The sequence below is a fragment of the Gordonia jacobaea genome, assembly GCF_001186365.1.
GTDB classification, from domain to species: domain Bacteria; phylum Actinomycetota; class Actinomycetes; order Mycobacteriales; family Mycobacteriaceae; genus Gordonia; species Gordonia jacobaea.
Genome location: NZ_LDTZ01000016.1, coordinates 293,543 through 320,521, shown reverse-complemented (window position 1 = coordinate 320,521; position 26,979 = coordinate 293,543). Strand labels below are relative to the sequence as shown.

Here is a 26,979-nt window from a genome sequence, read left to right as displayed (position 1 = left end):
CGGGTGGATTGCGCGCTCCCCCGATCGGGGGAGGCGGGCTGCGACGGCGTCGAATCGATCAGTATGACGCCGAGCCCCGAAAACCGGCACATCCGTCATACGGATCATGCTGCCCCAACACGACGACGACCCCGCGTCCCACAGTGGGGACACGGGGTCGAGGTTTCGACAAGCTCAACCAGCGGCCGCAGCGCGCGCCGCCCGTCGAGCTACGTCAGCGGAGCTGGGTCACCAGCTCGACTTCTGCACGCCCGGGAGCTCGCCGGCGTGTGCCATTTCGCGCAGGCACACACGGCACAGGCCGAACTTGCGGAACACCGAGTGCGGACGGCCGCAGCGGTTGCACCGGGTGTAGGCCCGCACGGCGAACTTGGGCTTCTTGTTGGCCTTGTTGACCAGAGCCTTCTTTGCCATCAGTTGTCCTTCACGGAGTTGTCTTTGAACGGGAAGCCCAGCTGGCGCAGCAGCGCGCGGCCTTCCTCGTCGGTGGTGGCCGAGGTGACGACGGTGATGTCCATACCGCGCGGCCGGTCGATGTTGTCGATGTTGATCTCGTGGAACATCGACTGCTCGTTCAGGCCGAAGGTGTAGTTACCGTTGCCGTCGAACTGGCGGTCCGAGAGTCCGCGGAAGTCGCGGATACGGGGAAGCGCGATGGACACGAGGCGGTCCAGGAACTCCCACATACGGTCGCCACGAAGCGTGACGCGTGCGCCGATCGGCATGCCCTCGCGCAGCTTGAACTGTGCGATCGACTTGCGTGCGCGACGGATTTCCGGCTTCTGGCCGGTGATCAGTGCGAGGTCGGTGACCGCGCCGTTGATCAGCTTCGAGTCGCGAGCGGCGTCGCCGACGCCCATGTTCACGACGACCTTGACGACGCCCGGGATCTGCATCACGTTGGCGTAGTCGAACTCGGTGTTCAGCGCATCCTTGATCTCGGCGCGGTAGCGCTGCTTGAGACGCGGCTGGGTCTTTTCGGTGGTGGTCATATCAGATGTCCTTCCCGGTCTTGCGGGAAATCCGGACCTTCTTGCCGGTCTCCTCGTCGACGCGGTAGCCGACGCGGGTGGGATTGCCCTCGGAATCGACGACCATCACGTTCGACACGTGGATCTTCGCTTCCTGGGTCACGATGCCGCCCGACGCCGCGCCACGCTCGTTGGCCGACGCAGCGGTGTGCTTCTTGATGCGGTTGACGCCCTCGACCAGAACACGCTCTTCCTTCGGGAAGGCCTGAATGACCTTGCCCTTGGCGCCCTTGTCCTTGCCCGAGACGACGATGACGGTGTCACCCTTGTGAACCTTCATGTCAGATCACCTCCGGTGCCAGCGACACGATCTTCATGAACTTCTTCTCACGCAGCTCGCGGCCGACCGGGCCGAAGATGCGGGTACCGCGGGGGTCGCTCTCACCCTTGAGGATGACGGCGGCGTTCTCGTCGAAACGGATGTAGCTTCCGTCCTGACGACGGCGCTCCTTGGTGGTGCGCACGATGACAGCCTTGACGACCTCTCCCCGCTTGACGTTGCCGCCGGGGATGGCGTCCTTGACAGTGGCGACGATGACGTCACCAATGCCTGCGTAGCGCCGAGACGAGCCGCCCAGCACGCGGATGCACAAGATTTCCTTGGCTCCGGTGTTGTCGGCGACCCGCAGGCGAGATTCCTGCTGAATCACTCGTTAGTCTCCTTGACCTGGATGTAGTCGACACGGCGGATCCACCGAGGTGGGCCACCGCATCTGTACGCCGAATTTCCGACCCGACGCACACGGTCTGCTACCACCGGACACACGCCTGCCTGGGGTTTTGTTCCGATCTTGCGATCACAACGCACCACCGGGTGGGTTCGCGAGCCGATTCGCGACGCTCAACGCGCCGCAGGCAACCCCACAAGTGTAGGCGAACGCGCAGGTCCGGGCCAAATCGCTGCCGACAGGCATGACCACGACGGCCCCTTCGCCATCCTCCACGCCCGCCCGCGCTTTCGATTTTTCTCCAAGCCGCACCCATCTGCGGCGCTTAGTCGCGCGAAGCACGGTCAGATCCACCGGGCACAGGGCCACCACCACCGACCGATCGCCGCGCTTGACCGCGACGGTCACCTCACGAGGAGGCACAGTGAGCACCGAGGTGAGCACGACTCATTTCACAAGCGGGCATTCCACGGGCGGGCAGCACCCGTCTGCCGACGCGCAGAGCCGACCGCTCCCTCTGACCGCGGCGCAGCGCGGCATCTTCTTCGCACAGCAGCTCGACCCCGACACCCCGATGTCGGTCGCGGCCTTCGCCGAGTTCTTCGACGACGTCGACGCCGAGGTGATGGACCGGGCGGTGCAACTGACCGCGAACGAAACCGAATCGGGCCTGTTGCGTGTCGTCGACGACGAGGACGGCGAACCTCGCATCGTCGTCGATCGTGGCAGGGACATCAGGCTCGGGCTCGTCGACTTCTCCGACGACGACGAGCCGCGTGCGCGGGCTCTCGAATGGATCGACAACCACCGGTCGCGCAACGTCGACGTCTACACCGATCCGCTGCTCGAAACGTATCTGCTGCGTCTGGGCCCGAACCGCGCGCTCTGGTACTGCTGGGGCCACCACATCGCGTTCGACGGCTACGCCGCGATGTACATGATGGTCCGGGTCGCCGCCCACTACACCGCGATCACCGAGGGTCACGCCGCGCCCGCACCGTCGAGCGCGACGATGGCGCAGATCGCCGAGATCGACCGCGAGTACCACGCCTCCGATGCGTTCACCCGCGCACGCGACCACTGGCAGCAGCGCCTGCGCCCCGATGGAGCCGACGCTCCCGAGCCGACGTCCCTGTCGCCTGCGAGTGCACCGGCAGCGCCGGTCGCCATCGTCGAGAGCATCGAACTCGACGCCGACCTCGTCGCGGACATCCGTTCGCGCGCCGCAGATCACGGGGTGCGGGCAGCGTCGGTGATCACCGCGGCGGTCGCCATCTACCTGGCACGCCTCAACGATCGCGACGACGCCCTGCTGAGCCTCCCGGTGGCATGCCGCGACACCGACCTCCTGCGCACCTCGGCGGGCCTCACGTCGAACGTCCTACCCGTCGGCATCGAATTCGACGCCACGACGACCGTCGCCGACGCGCTGCGGATCATGAACTCCGACATCAAAGGCGCTGTGCGACATCAGCGTTTCCGGCACGAAGAGATCACCTCCGAGATCCTCGACGACTCCGACGGCAGGCGCGGATTCTTCGGGCCGATGGTCAACGTCATGCTGTTCTTCGAGCACATCGACTTCGGCTCGCTGCGCGGCGAACTGAACGTATTGTCCACCGGCCCCGTCGAAGACGCGTCGATCAACGTCTACGACGGCTTCACCGGCGGCATGCGACTCGACCTCGAGGCAAACCCGAATGTGTACACCGCCGACGACGTCTCGGTGCATCACAACCGCATCGTGGACTTCCTACGACGATTCGTCTGCGCCCCAACCGACCTGCCCGTCGTCGACATCACACCCATGACGGCCTCGGAGTTGGCGGCCATCGACGACGTCGCCCACGGCCGTAGCGTTGCGGCAACCGACTCGACGCTCATCTCGCTGCTCGACGCCGCGCTCGAACAGGGCACCGCCACGCACACCGCACTGATCGAACCCGGCGTCGAGACGCTGGACACCGCGACGTTCACCGCACGCGCACGCAGTGCGGCGGCCGGACTCGCCGCGCGCGGAATCGGCCCGGAATCGGTTGTCGGCGTTGCTCTTCCACGAAGTGCCGACCAGGTGGTTGCGCTGCACGCGGTCATTCGCGCGGGAGCAGCATTCCTGCCCATCGATCCCGCAGAACCCACGCAGCGCCTCGCGCACATCCTCGACACCGCCAAGCCCGCGCTGATCATCGCCGCACCCGGCTGGGCCGGAGCCGACACTCCGGTGGTCACCGTCGATGAACTGACCGAGCCATCACCGTCAACAGCGCGGCCCCGCGCACCCCGCCCCGATAACCCCGCCTACGTGCTGTTCACCTCCGGCTCGACGGGCAGGCCCAAGGGCGTCGTGATCGACCACCGCGCCATCGTGAATCGCCTGCGATGGATGCAGGATCGCTATCGCCTCACCTCAGACGACCGGGTGCTGCAGAAGACACCGGCAACCTTCGACGTCTCGGTGTGGGAGTTCTTCCTGCCGTTCGTCGCGGGCGCCACGCTTGTCGTCGCACGGCCCGACGGCCACCGCGATCCGTGGTATCTGCGCGACGTCATCGCCGAAGAGTCCATCACGACACTGCATTTCGTGCCGTCGATGCTGTCGGCATTTGCCGACGCGCTCACCCTCGACGAGTCGTTCACACCGGACGCTCTGACGTCGCTGCGACGCATCTTCACCAGCGGTGAGGCACTCACGCCCGCGACCGTCGGCTCGATCGGCGAGCTCACGTCAGCGCCGGTGCACAATCTCTATGGCCCGACAGAGGCGGCCGTCGACGTCACCTATCACGACGAATGCCGCAGCGACGCGGGCGATATCCCGATCGGTCGGCCCGTCGACAACACGTCGACCCACGTGCTCGACCATCACCTGATGCCGCAACCCGTCGGCGCGATCGGTGAGCTCTACCTCGGCGGCGTCCAACTCGCTCGCGGCTACGCGAGCCGTTCCGACCTGACCGCCGCACGGTTCGTAGCCGATCCGCGTCAGCCCGGCGCACGTCTGTATCGCACCGGCGACCTCGTGCGCCGACGTGCCGACGGCGAGATCGAGTACCTCGGTCGCGCCGATTCACAGATCAAGATCCGCGGTCAGCGCGTCGAGTTGGGCGAGATCGAGTCGGCGCTGGCGGCAGTGCCCGGCGTCCGCAGCGCGGCGGTCATCACGTTCGACGACGCGGCCACAGGTGGCGTCGAACTGGCAGGCTACGTCGCGGGCGCAGATGACCTCGACTCCCGCGACCTACGCGCCGAGCTGACTGATCACCTTCTCCCCCATATGGTCCCGACGACGATCACCGTGCTCACGGATCTACCGACGACCAGCAACGGCAAGCTCGATCGCGCCGCACTGCCGGTGCCGACTCGCACGTCACCGCAGAGCGAACGGATCGAGCCGGTTACGGCACTCGACGTCGCCGTCGTCGAGACGGTGTCCGCGGTGCTCGGTGTGCCTGGCCGGGTCTCGTTGTCCGATAACCTTTTCGACCTCGGCGGCAACTCGCTGTCAGCCACGAGGGTGAGCGCACGCCTCGCGCGCCGCACCGGACACCGACTGCCGCTACGCACCGTGTTCGACGCCCCCGACCTCGCCGCGCTCTGTCACGCACTGCGCGCAGCAGGAGTCGACGACGAGCTCACAGCCACCCAGCCCGTCGACGAGATCGCAGCGTCGACCGACGGACAGGTCGCGCTGTCACCCGCACAGCAGCGACTCTGGTTGACCGCTCGCCTCGACCCGGATTCTGCTGTCGCCTACCACATTCCGTTCAGCGTGCGTCTTGTCGGCGCCCTCGACGTCGACACTCTGCGCGCCGCGGTGAACGACGTCGTCACACGGCACGAGCCGCTACGAAGCACGGTGTCGGAGCACGACGGGCATGCCTTCCTCGACATTCACGCCCCCGACGACGCCGCCATCGACATGACTATCGACGAGGTCGACGAGGTAGATCGACGCGCCGCCGAGGTCGCCTCACAGCCGTTCGACCTCACGCGCGACTTCCCCATCCGCACACGGCTCCTGCGCACGTCCGCCGACGACCACACGCTGATCGTCGTCATCCATCATCTCGCGGCGGACGGATGGTCACTCGCCCCGTTCGCGGCCGATCTCGCCACCGCCTACAGCGCACGCGTCGACGGTCACGCGCCCGACTGGGAACCCCTGCCCGTCGAGTACTCGACAGTCGCGGCCACCGAACGTGCCGCGCTGACCACCACCGACGGCACAGACCTCGACTTCTGGCGCAGTCGTCTCGCCGATGCTCCCGCCGAAACCGAACTGCCGCTTGATCGTCCGCGCTCGGACCGCGCAAGTGTCGTGGGCAATGTCGTGACGATGAGGGTGCCCAGCGAACGTCACAGCGCGTTGACGGCGCTGGCCGCCGACAGCGACGCGACCCTCTTCATGGTCGTGCACGCCGCGGTCGCCACGCTGCTGCGCGGCTATGCCCGTTCCGACCAGATCGTCGTCGGCACACCCGTGTCCGGTCGAGGCGACGCCGACCTCGACGCTCTCGTCGGAATGTTCGTGAACACCCTCGCACTGCCGACGCACGTCGACAAGAACGCATCCTTCCTGGCTGTACTCGGCCAGATCCGCGACGCCGACCTCGACGCCTTCGACCACGCAGCGATCCCCTTCGATCACCTTGTTACCGAACTGAATCCACAGCGATCGGCACAGGTCCATCCGTTCTTCCAGGTCTCGGTCGCAGTGGACAATCGCGATGACATCACCATCGACCTCCCCGGTCTGAGGGCAACGGGCTCGCCGATCGATATCGCGACCACCAAGTTCGACCTCTCGTTCACCTTTGTCGAACACACCGACGAGCACGGGCAACCGTCCGGCATCGACATCGAAATCGGCTATGCCACCAGACTGTTCGACGCCGCGACCGTGACCGGCCTCGGTTCGCGACTGGGCAGGATCATCACCACGGTGACCGACGACCCGACACTCGCCGTCGGCGACATCGCCGTTCTCGACCAGAGTGAGCGGCTCGGACTGGTACCTGCGGTCGGCGCGGGAACCCGCCCCGTCGAACACTTCTCGTCGATCCTCGCCGCTGCGGTTCGCTCGGAGCCCGACCGAATCGCCGTGACCGACGGCGAGACATCACTCACCTATCGCCAACTCGACTCCGACGCCGAACTTCTCGCACAGCGCCTCCGTGACAACGGAGTGGGTCCGGAAGACTTTGTCGCAATTGCACTTCCACGGGGCGCGGAGTGGGTGCGCGCAGTGTGGGCGGTGACCCGATGCGGAGCAGCATGGGTACCGATCGATCCCGCCTACCCGCACGCTCGCATCGAGTTCATGCTGACCGATTCCCGCGTGCGCCTGCTGCTGAGCGACGCAGACTCGCTCCACAAGCTCGGCGACGCGGCCAACGGCATCACGACCATCACGCTCGACGAGATCCACGGTCCGGGCGGCGACACCCCAACGCCACAGCGCGACGACGCACCAGACCTCTCCGTCGACCAACCCGCGTACATGATCTACACCTCGGGCACCACCGGCACGCCGAAGGGCGTCGTCGTCAGCCACCGTGGTTTGGCGGACTTTGCCGCACAACAGGTGTCACAGTTCGGGCTCACCGCCGACAGCCGCACGATGCACATGGCGTCGCCCAGCTTCGACGCCTCGGTCCTCGAACTCCTCATGGCGTTCGCAGGCGCGTCGACGATGCGGATCGTCGGGCCAGATCCCGTCGCCGGTGGCGAACTCACCGATCTGATGCGCTCCGCGGGCATCACCCACGCGTTTCTCACGCCGTCGCTGCTGACCACCATGAATCCCGAGGCCGTGCCGGAGCTCGAGGTGCTTGTGATCGGTGGCGAGCATCCGAATGCCGAAGCGGTCCGTCGATGGGCGCAGACCACGACGATCTTCAACGCCTACGGGCCGACGGAGACGACGGTCGTGGCGACAGTCTCGGACCCGATCGTCGAGCAACCCACGACGTCGCGCTCACCCCGCGTCACGATCGGCAGGCCCATTCGCGGCGTCTCGACGGTCGTTCTCGACGAGCGACTCGTCCCTGTCGCACCCGGCACGACGGGCGAACTCTACGTCTCGGGAACTCACCTGGCCCGCGGCTACCACGGCGTGCACGGACTGACCTCGAAGCGATTCGTGGCCAATCCCTTTGGCGATCCCGGCGAACGGATGTACCGCACCGGCGACCTGGTGCGCTGGACCGCCGATCATCGCCTCGAGTTCCGCGGCCGCGCCGACGACCAAGCCAAGGTACGCGGGCATCGCATCGAATTGGGAGAGGTCGACGCCGCGCTCACCGCGCTCGACGCCGTGCAGTCCTCGGTGAGCGTCGTCGACGGTGAAGGTGCGACGGCGCGCCTGATCTCGTTCGTCGCGTTCGACGGGGTCGATGCCGGCCAGCACACACGCGCGGCGCTGCTGACCGAACTGCGAGAACGTTTGCCGCGGCACATGATTCCCTCCGCGATCATCGCTGTTCCCGAGATCCCCAGGACTCCCGCGGGCAAGATCGACCTGCGCGCCCTACCCGCGCCCGGCGACGCCGACACCGCACGCGAGTCCGAGCCTGTCGCACCTCGTTCCGACGCCGAGCGCATGATCTGCTCCGTGTTCGCCCGGGTACTCGACCGACCGGTCGCCGACGTCGGTGTCGACGACGACTTCTTCGAACTCGGCGGCAACTCACTACTGGCGACGCAGCTGGTGGATGCGCTCGGACAACACAGCGGCTCACGCCTGGCCGTGCGCGACGTCTTCGATCATCCGACCGCTGCGGAGCTCGCACTTCTGTGCGCGGACGCGGCACCCGCGGAACACGATCTCCTGCAGCACGATCCGACAACCGAGATGTTCTGCGGACCTGCTCAGCGGCAGCTCTGGTTCCTCAACACGCTCGGCGCCGACGACGATGCGCCCGACGCGTCGTACTCCATCGCCTTCGCACTCGACATGCGAGGCGCACTCGACGTCGACGCGCTCACCGGCGCGCTCCGCTGGGTGATCGCCCGCCACGAGCCGCTGCGCACCGTATATCCCGAACGTGACGGACTGCCGGCAGCGGTGGTCGCCGCCGACAGCGACATCACGCTCGACGTCCAGGACGTCTCGGCGTCGGAATGGCGTGTAGCCGCGGAATCGCTGGCGCAGCGTCCATTCGACCTCACGCGCGATCTGCCCATCCGCGTCGCGCTGCACCGGCTCAGCGACTCCGCTGACCACCACAAGCTGACCGTCGTCGTGCACCACATCGCCGCCGACGGCGCGTCGATGGCGCCACTCGCGCATGACCTCGCGGGCGCCTACGCGGATCTGTCCGACGGTCGATCACCGTCGGCAGATCCGCTCCCCCTCGACTATCGCGATTACCTGCGGTGGCAGCGTGACCGGCTCGACGCGCGCCTGCCCGACCTGACCGCGTGGTGGCGCTCCGAACTCGACGGTCTCGATTCCGCCCCGGTACTGCTGCCCGACGTCGCGCCCGCGACAGACGCAGCAGGGCAACGCGGCGCCGACGTCGTCGAGGTGGCCCTCGGCCGCGATGTGCGTGCGCGCCTCACCGAACTCGGTAGCTCGACGACGACCGAGTTCATGGCGATGCACGCGGTGCTCGTCGCTCTGCTACGTCACCACAGCGCCGACCAGGCCGTGCACACCAGCGGCTCCGACGCCGACATCGTCATCGGGACACCCGTCGCTGGACGAGCCGATCCCCGTCTCGCGCAACTGGTCGGAATGTTCGTCAACTCGGTCGCACTGCGCACCCGCGTCGACGGAACGTGGTCGGCGGCCGAACTCGTCGACGAGGTGCGCCGATCCGACCTCGACGCCCTCTCACACGCGGACATGCCGTTCGACGCCGTCGTGGCAGACCTGCGTCCCCCTCGGACGGGCCGTCACCCGATCTTCACCATCTCACTGACGGTCGACGACGATCCGCTCGCGACAACGGACTCCGCGCTACGTGGAGTACGCACCGGGATCGAAGAAGTCGACACCGGCGCAGCGCGATTCGACCTCGAGGTGCAGTCGCGCGGCGACACCCTACGTCTGACGTACGCGACCGACCTGTTCAGTCGCGCCCGAATCGAGTCCCTGGCAGACGATTTCGTCGAACTCGCCCATGCACTGATCGCACACCCCGACCGCAGCGTCGACGACCATCTCGTCGCAACGCAGCCTGCGCGTGATGTCACGACGCCCGACCCGGTTCACCTCGGTGACCTGCTCGAGCTCACCGCCACCCGCCACCGTGATCTCATTGCCGTCGAGGACAGCGACGTCGCGCTGACGTACGCGCGCCTCGACGAGATCTCGGCACGATGGGCGAACGCTCTCCGGGCCGAGGGCGTCGGGCCGGAAGACGTAGTCGCCGTGGCACTCCCCCGGTCGTGGCGGTTCGTCGCCGCGCTCTGGGCAGTCCTGCGCGCGGGCGGCGTGGTGCTTCCCATCGATCCGCGGTATCCGACCGAACGCATCGAGCACATGCTCCGCGACTCCGACGTCGCAGTCGGAATCACCGACACCGACGGGGCACTCGGAACCGCACTGCTCGACGCGTCGTCCGACCTGCACTGGTTCGACACCGGAGCACTCGATCGCGGCAGCGCGGCACCACCGGCTCCCGCGCCTCGTCGACCCGACGCCGCCGCGTACGTGATCTACACCTCCGGCTCGACCGGCACACCCAAGGGCGTCACGGTGACGCATCGAGGCATCGGCGCGTTCAGCCAGAGTCAGCGCGACCGCTACGACGTTCATTCCGGCGATCGCACACTGCATTTCGCGTCACCCGGTTTCGATGCGACGTTCCTGGAGTTCCTCCTCGCCTTCGATGCGGGTGCGACGATGGTCATCGCGCCGCCGACCATCTTCGGCGGAGACGAGCTCGTCGAGTTCCTCGCCGAGCACGCGGTGTCGCACGCCTTCATCACACCCGCCGCGCTCATGGCAGCCACACCTGCGCCGCTGCCGCTGCTCCGGACGCTCGGCGTCGGGGGCGAGGCATCGCCAGCAGAACTCGTGGCGGCCTGGGCACCGGGAAGGCGTTACGTCAACTGCTACGGACCCACCGAGACCACGATCGTGGCGACGATGTCGCAGCCGTTGAGTCCCGGCGAGGCGATCACGATCGGCGAGCCGGTTATCGGTTGCACCGCACTGGTTCTCGACCATCGACTGAATCCCTTGCGCGACAACGTACCCGGTGAGCTGTACCTCGCAGGACCGGGGGTCGCACGCGGCTACCTCGGCCGTCCGGGTCTGACCGCTGCACGATTCATCGCCGATCCGCGAGCGCGCGGCGGGCTGATGTATCGCACCGGCGACGTGGTGCACCGCACCACCGATGGGTCGTTGGTCTTCGACGGCCGCAGCGACAATCAGGTCAAGGTGCGCGGTTTCCGCATCGAGCCGGACGAGGTGAGCCACGCGCTCACATCACATCGTGACGTCGACGCCGCGCTGACACTCGTGCACGGAGAAGGCGCCGAGGCACGCCTGGTCGCGTACGTCACGTCGACCCGGCCCGACTCCCCGTCCGACCATGACCTCATCGCGCATGTCGCGGCGAGTCTGCCCCGGCAGATGGTGCCGTCGAGCGTCGTCGTGCTGGATCGGTTCCCGTTGACTCCCAACGGAAAGATCGACCGTCGCTCGCTGCCCGCACCGACCGCACCGGCGGCGGCTGCTGTGCGAGAGCTCGGTTCGACGGCCGAGCAGCGGGTAGCCGACGCAATGGCCGACGTCCTCGGCGTCGAACGCGACAGCGTTGGCGCAGATACCGACTTCTTCGCCGCGGGCGGAACGTCGTTGCAGGCAACGGCTCTCGCGGCCAAGCTGCGCAGCGACGACGGAACCAGGCTTCGCGTGCGGGAGATCTTCGATCGCCCGACGGTTGCCGCGCTCGCGGAACTCGTCGGCCGCGACGAGCACGTCGAGCAAGGGAGTCATTCCGCCACGCTGATTCCTCTGCGCGGCAGCATCATTCCGATCGCGCCGATGCAGCGTCGACTACTGTCGCTGGCTCGCACGCAGCCGGCGTCGACCGACTACCTGATGCCCTTCACACTGCGCCTGACGGGACCCCTTGACCGTCAGACGCTCCGCGACACACTGGTCGATCTCGTGTCGCGGCACGCCGGCCTGCGTACCGTCTACCCCTCCGAAACAGGCGGTACGCAGGTCGGAGGTGTTCTCGTCGGGGCCGACCGCGCGATCGGGCATCTGCAACCGCTCGGCTACAGCGACGACAGCGACGCGTCGGCGTTGATCGAGCACCTGTGCGCCACCCCGATCGACATCTCGGCGCAGCCTGGGATGCGCGCGCATCTCCTGACGCGGATCTCGCAGGGCACCACCAGCGAGCACATCCTCGTCCTCGTCATCCACCACGCCGCGGCCGACGGCGCCTCGCTGCCGATTCTGATCGACGACCTCGCCACGGCCTACTCCGAAAGACTCAACGGCCGTGACACCTTCTGGGAGGCTTCGGCTTTCGACTATCGCGACTACGCCGCAATCGTCACCGCGGCCGACCGTCGAAGTGAAAAAGAGGACGATCTCGCCTACTGGACGAGCCTGCTCGCAGGCGCCCCGGCCGACTGCGCACCAAAGCCGACCCGCCCCGCGCAGACCCATGCCGACGCACACAAGAGTTCGCCGTCGGTTGCCGGTTCGGTATCGATTCCGCTCGACGACGGGCTGCGCAACGCCGTGATCGATTGTGCGCGAGCCTATTCGACCACCCCGTTCACTCTGCTCCACACCGCACTCGCCACCCTCCTGCACCGACTCGGAGTAGGCGATGACGTGGTGATCGGCACGCCGGTGGCGAATCGGGACATCGCTGAACTCGCAGATAGCCCGGACACCGACCTCAGCCGTGTGGTGGGAATGTTCGTCAACACGCTCGCCCTGCGCACTCGGCTCGACGGCACCGAACCCGTTCGCGACCTGCTCGCGCGGGTGCGAGACGACGACCTCGATGCGCTCGACCATCGCGACGTGCCCTTCGACGACGTCGTCGCAGCGGTCAATCCCGACAGGTCGGTCGGCGGACATCCGCTCTTCGAGGTCGCACTCTCGGTCCACGACTACGGGGCAGACGTCGCGCACGGACAGGTCGACCTGGCACCGGGGCTGCGCGGGGAAATCGGCGAGATCGGCTCCGCCCAGGCCAAATTCGGTCTTCAGTTCACGATCGCGCACCTACACTCACCCGACGCTTCCCTCGAGGTGACGTTCGCCGCCGATCGGTACCGCGACCACGATGCCCACGACCTCGCCATCCGGTTCCTGCGGGTGGTCCGTGCGTTCACCACCGACACCACGCGCGCGGTCGGCGACATCCGCATCACCGATCCGCTCGAGGTTGCCGATGTCGCACCCGCGCGCGGACCGGTCAGCGGCGAACCGATCACGTTCGGCGAGATTCTCGACGACTCCGTGTCACGCAACCCCTACGGCATCGCCGCCACCGACGGCGACACCAGCATCACCTACCGCGAGCTCGACGCCCGCGCGCACCGACTCGCACGTGTGCTGCTGGCCAGTGGCGTCTGGGAATCGGACGCGCAGGCGACGAGCGAACCTGTTGTGGCCATGGCCATTCCCCGGTCGATCGAGGCACTCGTTGCCATCTGGGCCATCGTGCGGACAGGAGCCGCCTACGTGCCCGTCGACCCGACGTACCCGCCGGAGCGGATCGCGCACATGCTCACCGACAGCGGTGCGCGACTCGTGGTGACCGACTCGGCGACCCGCGAGCGCATCCCCTCCTCGACGATGCCGATACTCGTCGTCGACGAGCAGTCGGTACTCGACCGGCTCGCCGGCGCGTCGACAGCTCCCCTCACAGAGACCGAGGCAGTACCCGCAGGCGTCGACCAGTTGGCCTACATCATCTACACCTCCGGCTCGACCGGGCGACCGAAGGGCGTTCTGGTGCCGCACTCCGGGTTACGTGCGGTCCGCGACGAGTTGCGGGCGAGGATGACACCGGACGAAGGATCGCGGGTGCTCCATTTCGCGTCACCGAGCTTCGACGCCTCGGTGCTCGAGTTCCTGCTCGCCGCAGCGGGCTCCGCATGCCTGGTCATCGCTCCGACCGACGTCTACGGTGGTAAACCGTTGGCGCGGTTCCTCACTCGGACCGGGGTGACCCACGCATTCATCACGCCCGCCGCGGTGGCGAGCATGTCGCCGACCGATGTCCCGACGTTGACGTGCCTCGCGATCGGCGGCGAGGCCTACGGAGCAGATCTCGCGCGGCGGTGGTCGGCGGGGCGTCGGATCATGAATGTCTACGGCCCCACCGAGACCACCGTGATCACCACCTCGAGCGATCCGCTGCGCGCACACGACGAACTGACCATGGGCACACCGAACAACGGCGTGAGCGCACTCGTACTCGATGCGCGCCTGCATCCGGTGCCCGCGGGTGTCGTGGGTGAGTTGTACCTGATCGGGTCGCAGGTGACCCGCGGCTACCACCGTCGTCCCGGGCTCACCGCGTCGCGGTATCTGCCCGCCCCGATGGTCGCCGGAGACGAGTTCGCCGGTTGCCGCATGTACCGCACCGGAGACCTCGTCCGGTGGACGCACGACGGCCGACTCTCCTACGTCGCCAGAAGCGATGGCCAGGTACAGGTTCGTGGCTTCCGCGTCGAACTCGGAGAGATCGACGACGCGCTCACGGCCGACCCTCGGATCGATTTCGCGGTCACAGTGCTGGCCGGAGCCGGCCAGTCCGGGGACGACTCCGCGTCGACGGAGGGCGGCACCACCTTGCACAGCTACGTGACGCTCGCCGAGCGAGCCGCCCACGCCGGCACCTCGCATCGAACCGCTCTGGGCGATGACCTGAGAAGTTCCCTGCGAGAACGCCTTCCGCGCCATATGGTGCCCGCGACGGTCACTGTTCTCGACGAGATCCCACTGACCCCCGTCGGCAAGCTCGACCGCACGGCGCTCCCGGCTCCGGAGATCACGCGACGTGGGCGCGCCCCGCGCCCCGGCACCGAGACGACCATCGCGGCGATCTTCATCGAGGTACTCGGACTGCCGGACGACGAGATCGCCGCAGACGCCAGCTTCTTCGATCTCGGCGGAAACTCGTTGCAGGCAACGACCCTGACCGATCGTCTGTCGAGCGCTCTCGGAGTCGAGATACGCGCGCACCAGGTGTTCGCGGCACCGACAGTCGCAGAACTCGCCTCACAGATCGACCCTGCGTCACACGAACCGGACAACAGCAGCGCGGGCTCTCGCTCCGCCTGGGAGGTACTCATCCCGCTGCGGTCGGCGCCGCGCGAGTCTGCGTCGACAAAGGCACCGCTATTCGTCGTGCATCCGGCGATCGGACTCTCCTGGGCATTCGCGTCGCTGCTACCCCACCTGGAACCCGACCGTCCCGTGTACGGCCTCCAGCACCCGACGCTGTCCGGGCAGCCTGCGCCGTCGTCGCTTGGTGAACTCGCCGCGTACTACGCCGAACAGATCCAGTCGGTCGCGCCGTCCGGTCCGTACCATCTGCTCGGCTGGTCGCTCGGCGGGATCATCGCCCAGGAGATCGCGGTGATCCTTCAGGGGAGCGGAGAAGTCATCGGCGATCTCACGATCCTCGACTCGTACGTCCTGTCCGACCGACCCGACCTCGTCACCGAGCCCTCCATTGGTGAGCTCATGAGCGAATTCGGCATCACCACAACCGATCCCACCGCGTCACCCGATGTCGACGACGCCTGGCACGCGGTGCGGTCGGCCGGCGGGATGCTCGCGGGGTTGTCGAGAGCCGAATTCGGCACGGTGCACCGCGTTTTCGAGCAGGCGGGCTCCCTCGCCAATCCGTGGCGTCCTCGAGTGTTCCACGGAGACATCACCTTCGTCTCCGCCACCAGGGCACCTCAGCGGGGTGCACGAGCCGTCGACGGATGGCGTCCCTACGTCGACGGGTACATCCACAATATCGATGTCGACTGCACTCACGCTCGAATGCTTCTGCCGCACAACGTCGTCGACTTCGCGCATGTCCTCTCCCCACAACCGCGTCGGACATCGAGGCATCGCATGGACGACGCGGCAACTGCGCGCCATCGGTGGCGCCACACCAGTGGCGTCACGTCAACCGAAGACATCAACTGAGGAGGAATCACTCATGACCAATCCGTTCGACGACGTCAACGGCGTGTTCCTGGTGCTGGTCAACCACGAGAACCAACACTCGCTGTGGCCCCAGTTCGCGCCTGTCCCCACCGGCTGGCGCAGCGTGCACGGGCCGTCGGGCCACGACGACTGCCTGCGCTACGTCGAAGAGAATTGGACCGACCTGCGCCCGAAGAGCCTGATCGAAGCAATGGAAGGGAGTAAGCGTGCCGACCACGGGACGACACAGGATGACTGAGCCCAGCACCACGGATACGCCCGATCGCGACAGGACAGATACCGGGTCGTCCGACACCGGGGCCACACAGAACGCACTCGAGATCCGCGGTGTACGAAAGGTCTTCACCTCCGGACTGCTGCGCCGAGGCCGCGCTGTCGTCGCCGTCGGGGATCTCGACCTCACGATTCCGGCGGGCACCGTCCACGCTCTCCTGGGTCCCAACGGTGCGGGCAAGACGACCACCGTTCGCATGGTGGCCACTCTGCTGCGCCCCGATGCCGGCACGGTCACCGTCTCGGGGATCGATGCACTGCGTGAGCCCGACCGGGCGCGCGAAATCATCGGCGTCTCAGGGCAATACGCCGCTGTGGACGGCACCCTCACCGGCTTCGAGAACCTACGCATGGTGGCGCAGCTCTACGGCCATCGTCGTCGCGACGCATCTGTCCTCGCGCGCGACATGATCGCCGAACTCGGCCTCGACGATGCCGCCGACCGACCGATGCGCACCTACTCGGGCGGCATGCGGCGACGACTCGACCTCGCTGGAGCGCTCATCAACCACCCGCGCCTCGTCATCCTCGACGAGCCGACCACAGGACTCGACCCACGGGGCCGACGTCAGATCTGGGACCTGATCGCCGCACAGGTGGATGCGGGAACCACCGTGTTGCTCACCACCCAGTACCTCGAGGAAGCCGACACACTCGCCGACGAGATCACCGTCATCGACCACGGAACGATCCGCGCGCAGGGCAGCGCAGACGAGCTCAAGAACTCCATCACCCCCGAAATCCTCACCGTCGAGTTCGACGGCGAGCCGACAGCTTCCGAATCCGCCGTCGTCGCAAGAACATTGGCGGCAATCGGCGTCGGAAACCCTCATCGATCCGAAACAGGGACGTGGACGGTGCCCGTCGCTGACGGTGCTGCCGACATACCGGACGCCATCCGTGCACTCGACGCCGGAGGCACGCCGGTGCGCAGCGTCTCCGTTGCCGGACCAACACTCGACGACGTCTTCCTTCAACTGACCGACCACACCATCAACGCCGATGGCGACACGGCGACGAACCGCGAGACAAGGGAGCCCGCCGATGTTCACTGACACAGCAGTCATCGTCGAGCGCAACCTGCTCACGGTGCGACGCATCCCCACCCTGCTCGTCAGCGCGACCATTCAGCCGCTGATGTTCGTGTTCCTCTTCGCCTACGCCTTCGGCGCGACGTTCGGAGGGCACTCCTACCGCGAGTACCTGATGGCCGGGATCTTCACGCAGACAGTCGTTTTCAACGCAGCGTTCACCACGGTGGGACTTGCCAACGACATGTCGGACGGGATCATCGACCGGCTGCGCTCGTTGCCCATGTCGCGATTGGCCGTCATCGCCGGGCGGGTGGGCTCCGACATGCTGCTCGGCCTCGTCGGACTCGCGGTCATGGTGATCAGCGGACTGGTCATCGGGTGGCGGGTCCACGGCTCGCTCGCCGACGCGGCAATCGCGTTCGGGGTGATCATCCTGTTCGCGCTCGCGATGGCATGGGTGGGCGCGGTCACCGGGCTGATAGCGCCCAATGTCGAAGTGGCGCAGAGCATCGGGTTCCTGTGGATGTTCCCGGTGACGTTCCTGTCGTCGGCATTCATCTCGGCGGCCAGCCTGCCGGGGCCGCTACGAACGATCGCCGAGTGGAATCCGGTGACGGCTGTCGCCACGACGAGTCGCGAGCACCTCGGCAACGGCGCGCCGTCGAACTTCGTGCCACCGTCCGGGTGGGTCGCCGACCACGCGCTCGGCTACTCGATCGGTGCGAGCCTCGTGATCCTCGCGGTGTGCATGCCGTTGTCGCTGATGCTCTACCGGCGTGCGGCAAGCAGATGAGTCGACGGCCCGATGGTCGTGCCGATCCCGACACGACACGACACCGTATGGGCGTAATCGCGACACCTGACGTCAGGCGTGGCTACGGTGGTGGAGTGACATCCGGCCACGCAGCGACGGGAGACGACGACCGCCCCGGAGGCTCGACGTCGGAAGCCGGAACCCTTCGTGATCTGCTGACCGCATCCGCAGGCGGCGACCGCGCGGCATTCAGTCACCTCTACGACCTCACCAGCGCACGCATCTACGGCCTCGCGCTCCGGGTGATCCGCGACGTGCACTACGCCGATGAGGTCGTACAGGAGTCCTACCTGCAATATTGGCAGAAGGCCGACCAGTATCAGCCGTCGCGGGGCTCGGTGATCACGTGGATGATGACGATCGCGCATCGGCGCGCCGTCGATCGCGTCCGCACGGAGGAACTCCAGCAACGCAAGGCCGCCGAGTACGGCGCAGGCAACGCGAGTACCCCGCACCCGATTCCACTCGAAGTGGTCGTCGACCGCGAGGAGACCCGCACCCTGCACACGTGCCTCGACCGGCTGACGGAACTCCAACGCGCGAGCATCGAGATGTCGTACTTCAACGGCATGACGTATCCCGAGGTCGCGGCCGTCATGTCCACTCCGCTCCCGACGATCAAATCCCGCATCCGCGACGGCCTCCGCCGGCTCAAGAAGTGTCTGCACGGTGAGTCCGATGGCTGACACCGAGTGGCTCGACGACCACATCGAGCTGTATGCGATCGACGCGCTGACGCCCGCCGAGACCGAACGCGTGCGCCGCGAACTCGACGACCTCAGCGCCGTCGAACTCCGGATCTACCTCGCACGCATCACCGACATCCAGTCGGCCATCACCGACCTCGCAAGCGGATTCGCACTCGCCGCACCCCCAGAGATGCGCACGACGGTCCTCGACCACGTGTTCAGCGCCGACGCCGAAGGGCCGAGGAGCACCGACACCTCACGGCCGGGCGTCTCCGACACCGAAGAGCCGAGCGACACCGACACCGACCACCCAGACGTCTCCGACGGTGACCCCGCGACCGTTGTTCCGATCGACCGCGCGCGCAGCAGGCGCGGGCGTGTCGCAGTCGCGGTCGGCGCTGCAGCGGTCGCGGTGGCCGTCGCGCTCGGTGCTGGTGTACTGATCGGACGATCCACCGCACCGGAGCAGACGACGACAACCACCGCCCAACAGGTCTCCGACATTCTTGCCGCACCTGATGCGCGGTCGACCGTCTCGTCGCTCGCCGATGATCGAGGCACCATCACCGTAGTGAGTTCGAAGTCGGCGAACCGCGCTGTCGCCGTAGTGCGCGACCAGCGCAACCCCATCCCCGCGGACCAGACTTTCCAGTTGTGGCTGATCGGCAAAGCGGCCACCCCGGTCTCAGCGGGCCTGGTCGCGGGTACCGGCTCCAGCGCCCCGCAGGTGATCGATTCCCTCGACTCCTCGACGGTGCTCGCGGTGACGATCGAGCCACAGGGTGGATCGGCTCAACCGACGACCGATATCCTGACGCAGGTCGCGCTGTAGCGCGACTCACGCCTGCGGGTCGACGTTTGGGAAACGCGGCCTCGCAGACGTCACGAGTGATCGCAGGAGCAATGATGCGTCGACAACACCTGATCTGGCTGACCCTTGGGCTCACGCTGGCCGCGTTCCTCGGGGCGACGGCACCCGCGCAGGCGGCGCCGACGTCGAGCATCGTCAGTTCGACCGACGATTCACCCCAGCAGGTGACGCTGATGGTGCATTCGGCGTCGATGGATCGCATCGTCCCGATCACGGTGTTGACGCCGAAGAACCGCACGCGTCCCGCGCCGACGCTGTACCTGCTCAACGGCGCAGGCGGTGGCGAGGATTCAGCCACGTGGGACGCCCGCACCGACTACAAGAAGTTCTTCGCCGACAAGAACGTCTACGTCGTGACCCCGATCGGCGGTGCGTTCTCGTACTACACCGATTGGCAACGCGACGACCCGGTCCTCGGACGCAACAAGTGGCAGACGTTCCTCACCAAAGAACTGCCACCCCTGATCGACAAGCGCTTCCCGACCACCGGAAAGGTTGCCGCAGCAGGCATCTCGATGGCCGGCACCACGGTGTTCAACCTCGCGCTGGCGGCTCCCGGGATGTACCGCTCGATTGCTGCGTTCAGCGGCTGTGCTCGCACCAGCGACCCCGTCGGCCAGCAGTACATCCGCTTCGTCGTCGAGAACCGCGGCGGCGGCAACATGGTCAACATGTGGGGGCCGCTGAATGGACCCGGTTGGCGGGCGAACGATCCCTATCTCAACGCGGCGAAGCTACGCGGCACCAAGGTCTACATGACCGCGGGCACCGGACTTCCCGGCAAGCACGAACAATTGTCCGACCCGTCGATCGACGGCGACGGGCTGGTGCTGGCGAACCAGGCGCTGCTCGGCGGAGCGATCGAGTTCGGCATCGATCAGTGCACACGCCAGATGGCCACGCGCCTCGCGCAGCTCGGCATTCCCGCCAAGGTCAATCTGCGCTCAGGCGGAACCCACTCGTGGGGCTACTGGCAGGACGACCTGCATCAGACCTGGCCGTCGATCGCCCGAGACATCGGGGCGTAGACCTCACCAGAGGTCGAGGCTGGTGTAACCGTCCTGGAGCGCGCGAGCCAGCAAATGGGTCTTCGTCGGGGCGGGACGGCCGGCGGCCGTGTACTTCGCGCGGATACGCGCGAGGTGGGTGCTCACGGTCGAGGCCGAAATGAACAGCGTCGCCGCAGCGTCTTCTTTCGACTCGGCACGCAGCCAGGTCAACAACACCTCGACCTCGCGGCGCGACAGCACCGGCCGGCGCATGGCGGCGACGTCGTGGCCGTGGCGGTAGTCGTCCATGCGGGCGATCTCGGTGCGAGCGGACGCGGTCGACGTCGCGACGCGATCGACTACGACGCCGGGCACAGGCGATGGCGCCGCGAGAGGCCCCCCGGTCTGAGAAACTACGGTCACCAGTACGTCCTTACACATCATGTCTTTACGACAGCGATCCCCAACTCACAGCAAATAGTAAGGATTGGGTCTGACATGTCGGTAGTCCCCTAAATGGGGCCTTTGTTGCATTCGCAACAATCGGCGCTGGATTGCTGCGCCCAAATGTGTGTCCGATCGAAAGATGTGGGTGCCGCAGCAGCCACATCTTTCGATAAGACACACATTCAGGCCGGGGAGCCATCGCTCAGCAGACGGTATGCCAAACTAGAACACGTTCTCGTTTGTCCGTCGCTGTCAGAAAGGGACCTCATGCCCTCCCCGTCGACCCACACCGTCGCAGGTACCACGCTCACGATGCCCGTCCAGGTCAGAGATGCGCGGTGCATCGTCGCGGGATTCACCGCCGACGCCGACGCGATGGCGCGAGCCATAGAATCGTCGGGCGCATCGCCCCTTCGTCCACTGCGGATGCGCCCGGGCCGCGGAATGGTGATGCTGGTATTCGTCGACTACGTCGACGGAGATCTCGGCCCATACAACGAGTTCGGTGTGTGTTTGCTCGTCGAGAATCCGGCGCAACGTCCATCGCCCATCAATGCGCTCGGCTCGGTGTTGCGCGGCGATGCGCACGCATTGATTCATCGGCTTCCGGTCGACGGCGAGTTCACCCGTCAGGCAGGGCGCGGGATTTGGGGCTTCCCCAAGTTTCTCGCCGACTTCGACGTCGACCATGACAGCTCGCGCAAGCGCGGCAGCGTCTCGCACGACGGAAGCCTCATCGCGGCGCTCGAGACCGCACCGGGCCTGCCGGTCCCCGCGGGCTCAGGGGATGCGGAACTCACCGCCTACTCGTGCCTCGACGGAACGCTGCGCTCCATACCGTGGCGGCTGGGATCACTGAGCGGTGTCCGCGCACGGATCGGCGGCGCCACCCTGACGCTCGGCGGTCACCCGATCGCAGAAGAACTACGTGACCTGAAGTTGGCCCGGCACGCCGCCATGACGATGTCGGTGGCACACCTGGCCATGACATTCGACGACGCCACCGATCTCTGAGATTCGGCTCGCCGATCGCACCGGGCACGCGTCGTCGACTCGACTGTTCCTAGACTGGCGTCATCAGCCCCACAGCCAAACGGTCCACAAGCCGAAAGGCGCCAGCCGAAAGGCACACGAGCCATGAGCAACCTCGAAGCACACCCGGCCGAGATCGACTGCCAGACCGAGGCCGAGAACGCCGATCCCGATCATGACGGATCGCTGCGCGTCGAGGTGCTCACCGCGCGCGACGTACCGCTCGGCGGGCCGCGTGCCATGACGGTGCATCGCACCCTGCCGCAACGGGAACGGTCGCTGATCGGAGCGTGGTGCTTCGCCGATCACTACGGCCCGGACGACGTCTCGGCCACCGGCGGCATGGACGTCCCACCGCATCCGCACATCGGATTGCAAACGGTCAGTTGGCTTTTCACCGGTGAGATCGAGCACCGGGACACGATGGGCAATCACGCGATGGTCCGGCCGGGCGAACTGAACCTGATGACCTCCGGGCACGGCATCGCCCATACCGAGGTCTCCACACCCGACACCACGGTCCTTCACGGCGTGCAGTTGTGGGTCGCACTCCCCGCCGAGTCCGCGAACACCGCACGCGACTTCGCCCACTACGCGCCACCGGCGATCACCGTCGGCGACGTGACGGCACTCATCTTTCTCGGCACACTGCTCGGCAGCACGTCGCCCGTCGAGACGTTCACGCCACTGCTGGGCGCTGAACTGCGCATCCCGCCGGGAGCCGACGTCACGCTCGACGTCGACCCCGGATTCGAACACGGATTCCTCATCGACTCCGGTCGCGTGGAGATCGTCGATTCGACGACAGGTCCGCTCGAGCGGACCGAACTCGGCTACGTCGGAGTCGGCGCCGAGACCATCGTCCTCGCCAACCGCGGCGACGACGACGCGCGGGTCATCGTGCTCGGGGGTGCACCGTTCGACGACGACATCATCATGTGGTGGAACTTCGTCGGGCGCAGCCACGAGGAGATCGTCCTCGCGCGCGAGGAGTGGATGGCGCACAGCGAACGCTTCGGCCAGGTGCAGGGCTACACCGGCGAGGTGCAACACCTGCCGGCGCCGACCCTTCCGGGCACACGACTGCGCGCCCGGGAGAACACTCCCGGGCGCGCATAGTCCAGTCCCGTTCGCCCAGTCTCTATCACTCAATCGCCTGCGAGCAGACGAGCGAAGTTGGCGATCCCCGCCTCCTCGCCCGCGTGTACCCGCTGCTCGCCGCGATCAGCGTCCGACGTCTGCGACGTAACGGCGTGCCGAACAGTTCCGGTGGGCATGAGCGCCACCAATTGTGTTGCGGCCCGGCGGATTCGGTCGGATAGCGTTGCCGTGTCGCCGGAGGTCGACGCCCAGTCCTCCGACGCCGCGTAGACGCCGGTCGGTACGACGACGGTGCGCAGGTAGCCGAACAACGGACGCAGCGCATGGTCGAGGACCATCGAGTGCCGGGGACTGCCTCCGGTCGCCGCGATGAGGACCGGCTTGCCCTCCATCGCGTCGACGTCGACGAGGTCGAAGAACGACTTGAACAAACCCGAGTACGACGCGTTGAACACCGGGGTCGCGACGATCAGCGCGTCGGCGTCCTCAACGGACCGGATGGCGTCGCCCGCAGCACCGGTCGCGAAACCGGTTGCCAGCGAACGCCCGATGTCGACCGCGAGGTCACGCAGATCGATGATTTGCACGTCGACGTCGCCGCCCTGCGACCGCACGAGCGACGCGGCGTCGTCGGTGAGCCGGTCGACGAGCATCCTCGTCGACGACGGTTCGCTAAGGCCTGCGTTCACTGCGACGAGTGTCAATGGCTTCATGCGTTCACCTGTGTTTCCTGCTCTGCAAGCTCCTCTGCGTCGCGTGCCGCGACGAGCGAGGCGTGCGTCGGCGCGTCGGGAACATCTGCCGGGCGGCCTTCTGCGAATCCCTTGCGGAGTTCGGGGAGCACCTCGCCGAGCTCGTCGAGCTGCTCGAGGACCGTCTTGAGCGGCAGGCCCGCGTGGTCGACGAGGAACAGCTGGCGCTGGTAGTCGCCGAAGGTGTCGCGGAACGAGAGCGTGCGGTCGATGAACTCCTGCGGGCTGCCGACCGTGAGCGGCGTCTCGCGACTGAAGTCCTCCAACGACGGTCCGTGCCCGTACACCGGCGCGTTGTCGAAGTAGGGACGGAACTCGTTGACGGCGTCCTGGGAGTTCTTCCTGATGAAGAACTGACCACCGAGCCCGACGATCGCCTGACTCGCCTTTCCGTGTCCGTAGTGCTCGTAGCGCTCCCGATAGAAGTCGATCAGTCGCTTCGAGTGCTCGGCGGGCCAGAAGATGTGGTTGGCGAAGAAGCCGTCACCGTAATAGGCGGCCTGCTCAGCGATCTCCGGACTGCGGATCGAGCCGTGCCAGACGAAGGGCGCGACGTCGTCGAGCGGACGCGGCGTCGAGGTGAACGACTGCAGCGGGGTGCGGAACTTGCCCTCCCAGTCGACGACGTCCTCGGTCCACAACCGATGCAGCAGGTGATAGTTCTCGATGGCCAGCGGGATGCCCTGCCGGATGTCCTTGCCGAACCACGGGTACACCGGGCCGGTGTTGCCACGTCCGAGCATCAGGTCGACGCGGCCGTCGGCGAGGTGTTGCAGCATGGCAAAGTCCTCGGCGATCTTGACCGGGTCGTTGGTGGTGATCAGGGTCGTCGCGGTGGAGAGGTGCAGCTTGCTCGTCTGAGCTGCGATGTAGGCGAGAGTCGTCGTCGGTGACGACGAGAAGAACGGTGGATTGTGGTGCTCGCCGAGGGCGTACACGTCGAGACCGATGTCCTCGGCCTTCTTCGCGATAGCCACCGATGCCTTGATGCGCTCGTGTTCTGTCGGCTCGACTCCCGTCGTAGGGTCGGCCGTGATGTCGCTGACGGAAAACAGTCCGAACTGCATGTCATGCCTCCTGGAATGACGGATACGAAACCTTTCACTCGCCATAACCGGACCACGGTCCGGTTAATTCCCACGTGTAGTGCCGCCCCTCGTCGACGTAAAGCGATCGGTTAGTGTGGCCTTACAATTCGTCGTCAGGAGTAGCAATGAAGCTTCGGAAGTCTCTCGCGGCAGCCATGATCGCGGGCGCCGCACTTGTCGCTGTAGCGGGCTGTTCAGGTTCGGACAGCGCCAGCGATACCGTCGCAAGCGCCACCAGCAATGTCACCGAGGCGACGAGCCAGGCCGCCGCGGCGATCGCCGGCCTGACCAATTCCGACGCCCAGGACATCCTCCGTAAGGCCGTCGACCCCAATACCTCGTCCGACGAGCTCGAGAAGGTCGTCGACACCAGCAATCCGGTCACCAAGACCGCGATCCAGGCGTACGCCAAGGGCGCGTCGGCAGCGGGCTACGGACCCGATGTGTACACCGTGACCGAGGTCAAGAAGACCGGCGACAACGCTGCGGATGCCAGCGTGGAGGTCAAGAGCCCGCACACGTCCAACCCCGCGAACATCACGCTCTCGTACGTGAAGGTCGATGGCGAGTGGAAGCTGTCCGGCAACGCCGTCACCCAGCTCACCTCGATGATGGGCCAGCACGGCGGCTGATTCGCCAGACGCCGCTGATTCGCCAGACGCCTCAGTACAGATCCACCCACTCCGCGCCGTTCCGGACTCTTCATTCCGGGGCGGCGCGGTGTGCATCGGTAGACTCACTACGAGGAGGGCCGATGCGAACCGAACACCACACAGCGCCGATCGAACCGGCAGCAACCGACCGTTACGAGCGCTGGCCGCAGTCGAACGTGCTGGAGTCGATGTCGCTGCCCTCCATACCGGATGCTTCGTCGACGCCGGATGCCTCGGAGGCGTACTCGGTACCGGACGCCGCGTCATCTGGCCGTGGCGACGACGCGCCGCGATCACGACGCAATCCCGTGCCCATCGAAGGCCTCCGCGTGCGGACACGAGATACATCTCGCGATACCCCACTACCGGAGGTAGGCGACTACTGGGACCTCGCCCACGCTGAACGCGTGATCCTCACGCCGACGGTGATACCGACGGTCCATCCGGTACCTCTCGCCAGTCAGGTGCCCGCGCGACCGCGGACATCGCCGCTGACCACAGCGTCGTTGGTGACCGCATTGGCCGCGTTCCCACTTATTCCGGTGTTGGGCATCGGCGGGGTCGTCGGGCTCTTGTCGATGGTGCTCGGTGCTGCGGGCGTTCGCCAGATTCACCGACACCCGACCCGCTATCGAGGCAGTGGCCGCGCGGTCACCGGAATAGTCCTCGGCACGATCGCCGCGGTGATCGGCATTCCGATCATGCTGCTGGTGCTGGTGATAGCAGGCTTGTGAGTTGGTGCCGCGGCCGGTGAGTTGGTGCCGCGGCCAGTGAGTTGGTGCCGCAGGGCGGGAGCGTCAGCCCACGGCCCGGAGCGAACCACCGGAGAACGGCAGATTGCGACCGAGCCAGGCGAGAACCTGATCGATCATCGCGCCCTGCTTGACGGGATCGCTGACCGTGGCAATCGACGGGAGCGAGTGAAGCAGTGCCGCGTAGATCGCGGCCTCCGACGACATACCGTTTCGCTTCATCACCTTTTCGTACGACGACATGCTCTCCGCAAGCTCGGCGTACGTCGCCGAATCGCCCCCCAAGCGAACAGCCGTCATCCACGGCGTCGCCTCAGCGCGCCGCTTCACGTCGTTACGCAATTCCGTCATCATTCGACCTCGAGCACCCCACGCGTCGACATCTCCGACCTCAGCCATCTTGCCTCCCAACGATGGCGTCGATCCTTTCGAACAGAATGCACCTAAGCGACTTGTTCGGAAGACGAACCACCGTACTATGTGACGAATTCCACTCGGATTTCGTGTTTCTACAAAACCCGATGCTACTGAGGCGTCAGCAGGTATCCAATGTTGCTGATGTGACTGGTGTGAAAGCGTTATATGCGTGTCACCGGTCGGCGATTACGTCGTCGTGTC

At 66.4% G+C, this 26,979-nt stretch carries 20 protein-coding genes; 11 read left to right on the top strand and 9 right to left on the bottom strand.

Going from position 1 to position 26,979, the window contains the following annotated elements; translation table 11 throughout:
• Nucleotides 1-228: 228 nt before the first annotated feature.
• From ABW18_RS10165 to ABW18_RS10145, 5 genes are all read right to left on the bottom strand, one after another.
• On the bottom strand, nt 229-414 hold the full coding sequence (locus tag ABW18_RS10165; RefSeq protein ID WP_005170384.1) for a type Z 30S ribosomal protein S14: 186 nt from the start codon (nt 412-414) through the stop codon (nt 229-231).
• Nucleotides 414-992 carry a 50S ribosomal protein L5 gene (rplE, locus tag ABW18_RS10160; RefSeq protein WP_005208408.1) on the bottom strand — a complete coding sequence of 193 codons (579 nt, stop codon included), beginning with the start codon at nt 990-992 and terminating at the stop codon, nt 414-416. Before rplE ends, ABW18_RS10165 begins: the two co-directional genes overlap by 1 nt.
• Before the next feature lies 1 nt (nt 993).
• Nucleotides 994-1,311 (bottom strand): 50S ribosomal protein L24, encoded by a 318-nt coding sequence (rplX, locus tag ABW18_RS10155; RefSeq protein WP_005208409.1) that lies wholly within the window; start codon nt 1,309-1,311, stop codon nt 994-996.
• Between the two features lies 1 nt (nt 1,312).
• The gene (gene rplN, locus ABW18_RS10150; protein ID WP_005208410.1) at nt 1,313-1,681 is read right to left on the bottom strand and encodes a 50S ribosomal protein L14; all 369 of its coding nucleotides are present in this window, start codon (nt 1,679-1,681) and stop codon (nt 1,313-1,315) included.
• Between the two features lie 147 nt (nt 1,682-1,828).
• Nucleotides 1,829-2,107: a hypothetical protein gene (locus ABW18_RS10145; protein ID WP_049698853.1), complete on the bottom strand. Its 279-nt coding sequence runs from the start codon at nt 2,105-2,107 to the stop codon at nt 1,829-1,831.
• 16 nt (nt 2,108-2,123) lie between these two features.
• Here ABW18_RS10145 and ABW18_RS10140 point away from each other — a divergent pair, with 16 nt between their 5' ends.
• From ABW18_RS10140 to ABW18_RS10110, 7 genes are all read left to right on the top strand, one after another.
• Entirely contained in the window at nt 2,124-15,845 is a 13,722-nt protein-coding gene (locus tag ABW18_RS10140) for a non-ribosomal peptide synthetase (RefSeq protein WP_049698852.1), read from the top strand.
• Nucleotides 15,846-15,858: 13 nt separating this feature from the next.
• Nucleotides 15,859-16,104 (top strand): MbtH family protein, encoded by a 246-nt coding sequence (locus tag ABW18_RS10135; RefSeq protein ID WP_049698851.1) that lies wholly within the window; start codon nt 15,859-15,861, stop codon nt 16,102-16,104.
• On the top strand, nt 16,097-17,194 hold the full coding sequence (locus tag ABW18_RS10130) for an ATP-binding cassette domain-containing protein (RefSeq protein ID WP_049698850.1): 1,098 nt from the start codon (nt 16,097-16,099) through the stop codon (nt 17,192-17,194). The genes ABW18_RS10135 and ABW18_RS10130 overlap by 8 nt, the downstream gene beginning before the upstream one ends.
• A complete protein-coding gene (locus tag ABW18_RS10125) occupies nt 17,184-17,966 on the top strand; it encodes an ABC transporter permease (protein WP_049698849.1) in 783 nt (260 codons plus the stop codon). The genes ABW18_RS10130 and ABW18_RS10125 overlap by 11 nt, the downstream gene beginning before the upstream one ends.
• 47 nt (nt 17,967-18,013) lie before the next feature.
• Nucleotides 18,014-18,673 carry a sigma-70 family RNA polymerase sigma factor gene (locus ABW18_RS10120; RefSeq protein WP_197494632.1) on the top strand — a complete coding sequence of 220 codons (660 nt, stop codon included), beginning with the start codon at nt 18,014-18,016 and terminating at the stop codon, nt 18,671-18,673.
• Entirely contained in the window at nt 18,666-19,508 is an 843-nt protein-coding gene (locus ABW18_RS10115) for an anti-sigma factor (protein ID WP_049699045.1), read from the top strand. Before ABW18_RS10120 ends, ABW18_RS10115 begins: the two co-directional genes overlap by 8 nt.
• 74 nt (nt 19,509-19,582) lie before the next feature.
• Nucleotides 19,583-20,575: an alpha/beta hydrolase gene (locus tag ABW18_RS10110; protein ID WP_049699044.1), complete on the top strand. Its 993-nt coding sequence runs from the start codon at nt 19,583-19,585 to the stop codon at nt 20,573-20,575.
• A gap of 3 nt (nt 20,576-20,578) precedes the next feature.
• Here ABW18_RS10110 and ABW18_RS10105 read toward each other — a convergent pair whose 3' ends face one another.
• A complete protein-coding gene (locus ABW18_RS10105) occupies nt 20,579-20,959 on the bottom strand; it encodes a LuxR C-terminal-related transcriptional regulator (protein ID WP_231894365.1) in 381 nt (126 codons plus the stop codon).
• A gap of 291 nt (nt 20,960-21,250) precedes the next feature.
• Here ABW18_RS10105 and ABW18_RS10100 point away from each other — a divergent pair, with 291 nt between their 5' ends.
• Together ABW18_RS10100 and ABW18_RS10095 are read left to right on the top strand one after the other, a co-directional pair.
• On the top strand, nt 21,251-21,997 hold the full coding sequence (locus ABW18_RS10100; RefSeq protein ID WP_049698846.1) for an acetoacetate decarboxylase family protein: 747 nt from the start codon (nt 21,251-21,253) through the stop codon (nt 21,995-21,997).
• Nucleotides 21,998-22,120: 123 nt separating this feature from the next.
• Nucleotides 22,121-23,134, top strand: coding sequence for a pirin family protein (locus ABW18_RS10095; RefSeq protein ID WP_049698845.1), 1,014 nt, complete (start codon nt 22,121-22,123; stop codon nt 23,132-23,134).
• Nucleotides 23,135-23,163: 29 nt separating this feature from the next.
• Here the strand turns inward: ABW18_RS10095 and ABW18_RS10090 are convergent, their stop codons facing one another.
• Nucleotides 23,164-23,829 (bottom strand): FMN reductase, encoded by a 666-nt coding sequence (locus tag ABW18_RS10090; RefSeq protein WP_049698844.1) that lies wholly within the window; start codon nt 23,827-23,829, stop codon nt 23,164-23,166.
• The gene (locus tag ABW18_RS10085; protein ID WP_049698843.1) at nt 23,826-24,935 is read right to left on the bottom strand and encodes an LLM class flavin-dependent oxidoreductase; all 1,110 of its coding nucleotides are present in this window, start codon (nt 24,933-24,935) and stop codon (nt 23,826-23,828) included. Before ABW18_RS10085 ends, ABW18_RS10090 begins: the two co-directional genes overlap by 4 nt.
• Before the next feature lie 146 nt (nt 24,936-25,081).
• On the opposite strand from ABW18_RS10085, the gene ABW18_RS10080 reads away from it, so the two are divergent.
• Both ABW18_RS10080 and ABW18_RS10075 read left to right on the top strand, forming a co-directional pair.
• Nucleotides 25,082-25,588 carry an MTB12 C-terminal domain-containing protein gene (locus tag ABW18_RS10080; RefSeq protein WP_049698842.1) on the top strand — a complete coding sequence of 169 codons (507 nt, stop codon included), beginning with the start codon at nt 25,082-25,084 and terminating at the stop codon, nt 25,586-25,588.
• A gap of 122 nt (nt 25,589-25,710) precedes the next feature.
• Complete coding sequence (locus ABW18_RS10075) at nt 25,711-26,343, top strand: DUF4190 domain-containing protein (protein WP_049698841.1); 633 nt, start codon at nt 25,711-25,713, stop codon at nt 26,341-26,343.
• Between the two features lie 63 nt (nt 26,344-26,406).
• On the opposite strand, the gene ABW18_RS10070 is transcribed toward ABW18_RS10075, so the two are convergent.
• Nucleotides 26,407-26,760: a hypothetical protein gene (locus ABW18_RS10070; RefSeq protein ID WP_231894366.1), complete on the bottom strand. Its 354-nt coding sequence runs from the start codon at nt 26,758-26,760 to the stop codon at nt 26,407-26,409.
• Nucleotides 26,761-26,979: the final 219 nt, after the last annotated feature.

What these genes read in the sequence shown, in the direction of transcription:
- ABW18_RS10165 (WP_005170384.1), bottom strand. Translation starts at nt 414, where the DNA reads ATGGCAAAGAAGGCTCTGGTCAACAAGGCCAACAAGAAGCCCAAGTTC.
- rplE (WP_005208408.1), bottom strand. Translation starts at nt 992, where the DNA reads ATGACCACCACCGAAAAGACCCAGCCGCGTCTCAAGCAGCGCTACCGC.
- rplX (WP_005208409.1), bottom strand. Translation starts at nt 1,311, where the DNA reads ATGAAGGTTCACAAGGGTGACACCGTCATCGTCGTCTCGGGCAAGGAC.
- ABW18_RS10135 (WP_049698851.1), top strand. Translation starts at nt 15,859, where the DNA reads ATGACCAATCCGTTCGACGACGTCAACGGCGTGTTCCTGGTGCTGGTC.
- ABW18_RS10130 (WP_049698850.1), top strand. Translation starts at nt 16,097, where the DNA reads ATGACTGAGCCCAGCACCACGGATACGCCCGATCGCGACAGGACAGAT.
- ABW18_RS10125 (WP_049698849.1), top strand. Translation starts at nt 17,184, where the DNA reads ATGTTCACTGACACAGCAGTCATCGTCGAGCGCAACCTGCTCACGGTG.
- ABW18_RS10120 (WP_197494632.1), top strand. Translation starts at nt 18,014, where the DNA reads ATGGGCGTAATCGCGACACCTGACGTCAGGCGTGGCTACGGTGGTGGA.
- ABW18_RS10115 (WP_049699045.1), top strand. Translation starts at nt 18,666, where the DNA reads ATGGCTGACACCGAGTGGCTCGACGACCACATCGAGCTGTATGCGATC.
- ABW18_RS10110 (WP_049699044.1), top strand. Translation starts at nt 19,583, where the DNA reads ATGCGTCGACAACACCTGATCTGGCTGACCCTTGGGCTCACGCTGGCC.
- ABW18_RS10100 (WP_049698846.1), top strand. Translation starts at nt 21,251, where the DNA reads ATGCCCTCCCCGTCGACCCACACCGTCGCAGGTACCACGCTCACGATG.
- ABW18_RS10095 (WP_049698845.1), top strand. Translation starts at nt 22,121, where the DNA reads ATGAGCAACCTCGAAGCACACCCGGCCGAGATCGACTGCCAGACCGAG.
- ABW18_RS10090 (WP_049698844.1), bottom strand. Translation starts at nt 23,829, where the DNA reads ATGAAGCCATTGACACTCGTCGCAGTGAACGCAGGCCTTAGCGAACCG.
- ABW18_RS10085 (WP_049698843.1), bottom strand. Translation starts at nt 24,935, where the DNA reads ATGCAGTTCGGACTGTTTTCCGTCAGCGACATCACGGCCGACCCTACG.
- ABW18_RS10080 (WP_049698842.1), top strand. Translation starts at nt 25,082, where the DNA reads ATGAAGCTTCGGAAGTCTCTCGCGGCAGCCATGATCGCGGGCGCCGCA.
- ABW18_RS10075 (WP_049698841.1), top strand. Translation starts at nt 25,711, where the DNA reads ATGCGAACCGAACACCACACAGCGCCGATCGAACCGGCAGCAACCGAC.
- ABW18_RS10070 (WP_231894366.1), bottom strand. Translation starts at nt 26,760, where the DNA reads ATGGCTGAGGTCGGAGATGTCGACGCGTGGGGTGCTCGAGGTCGAATG.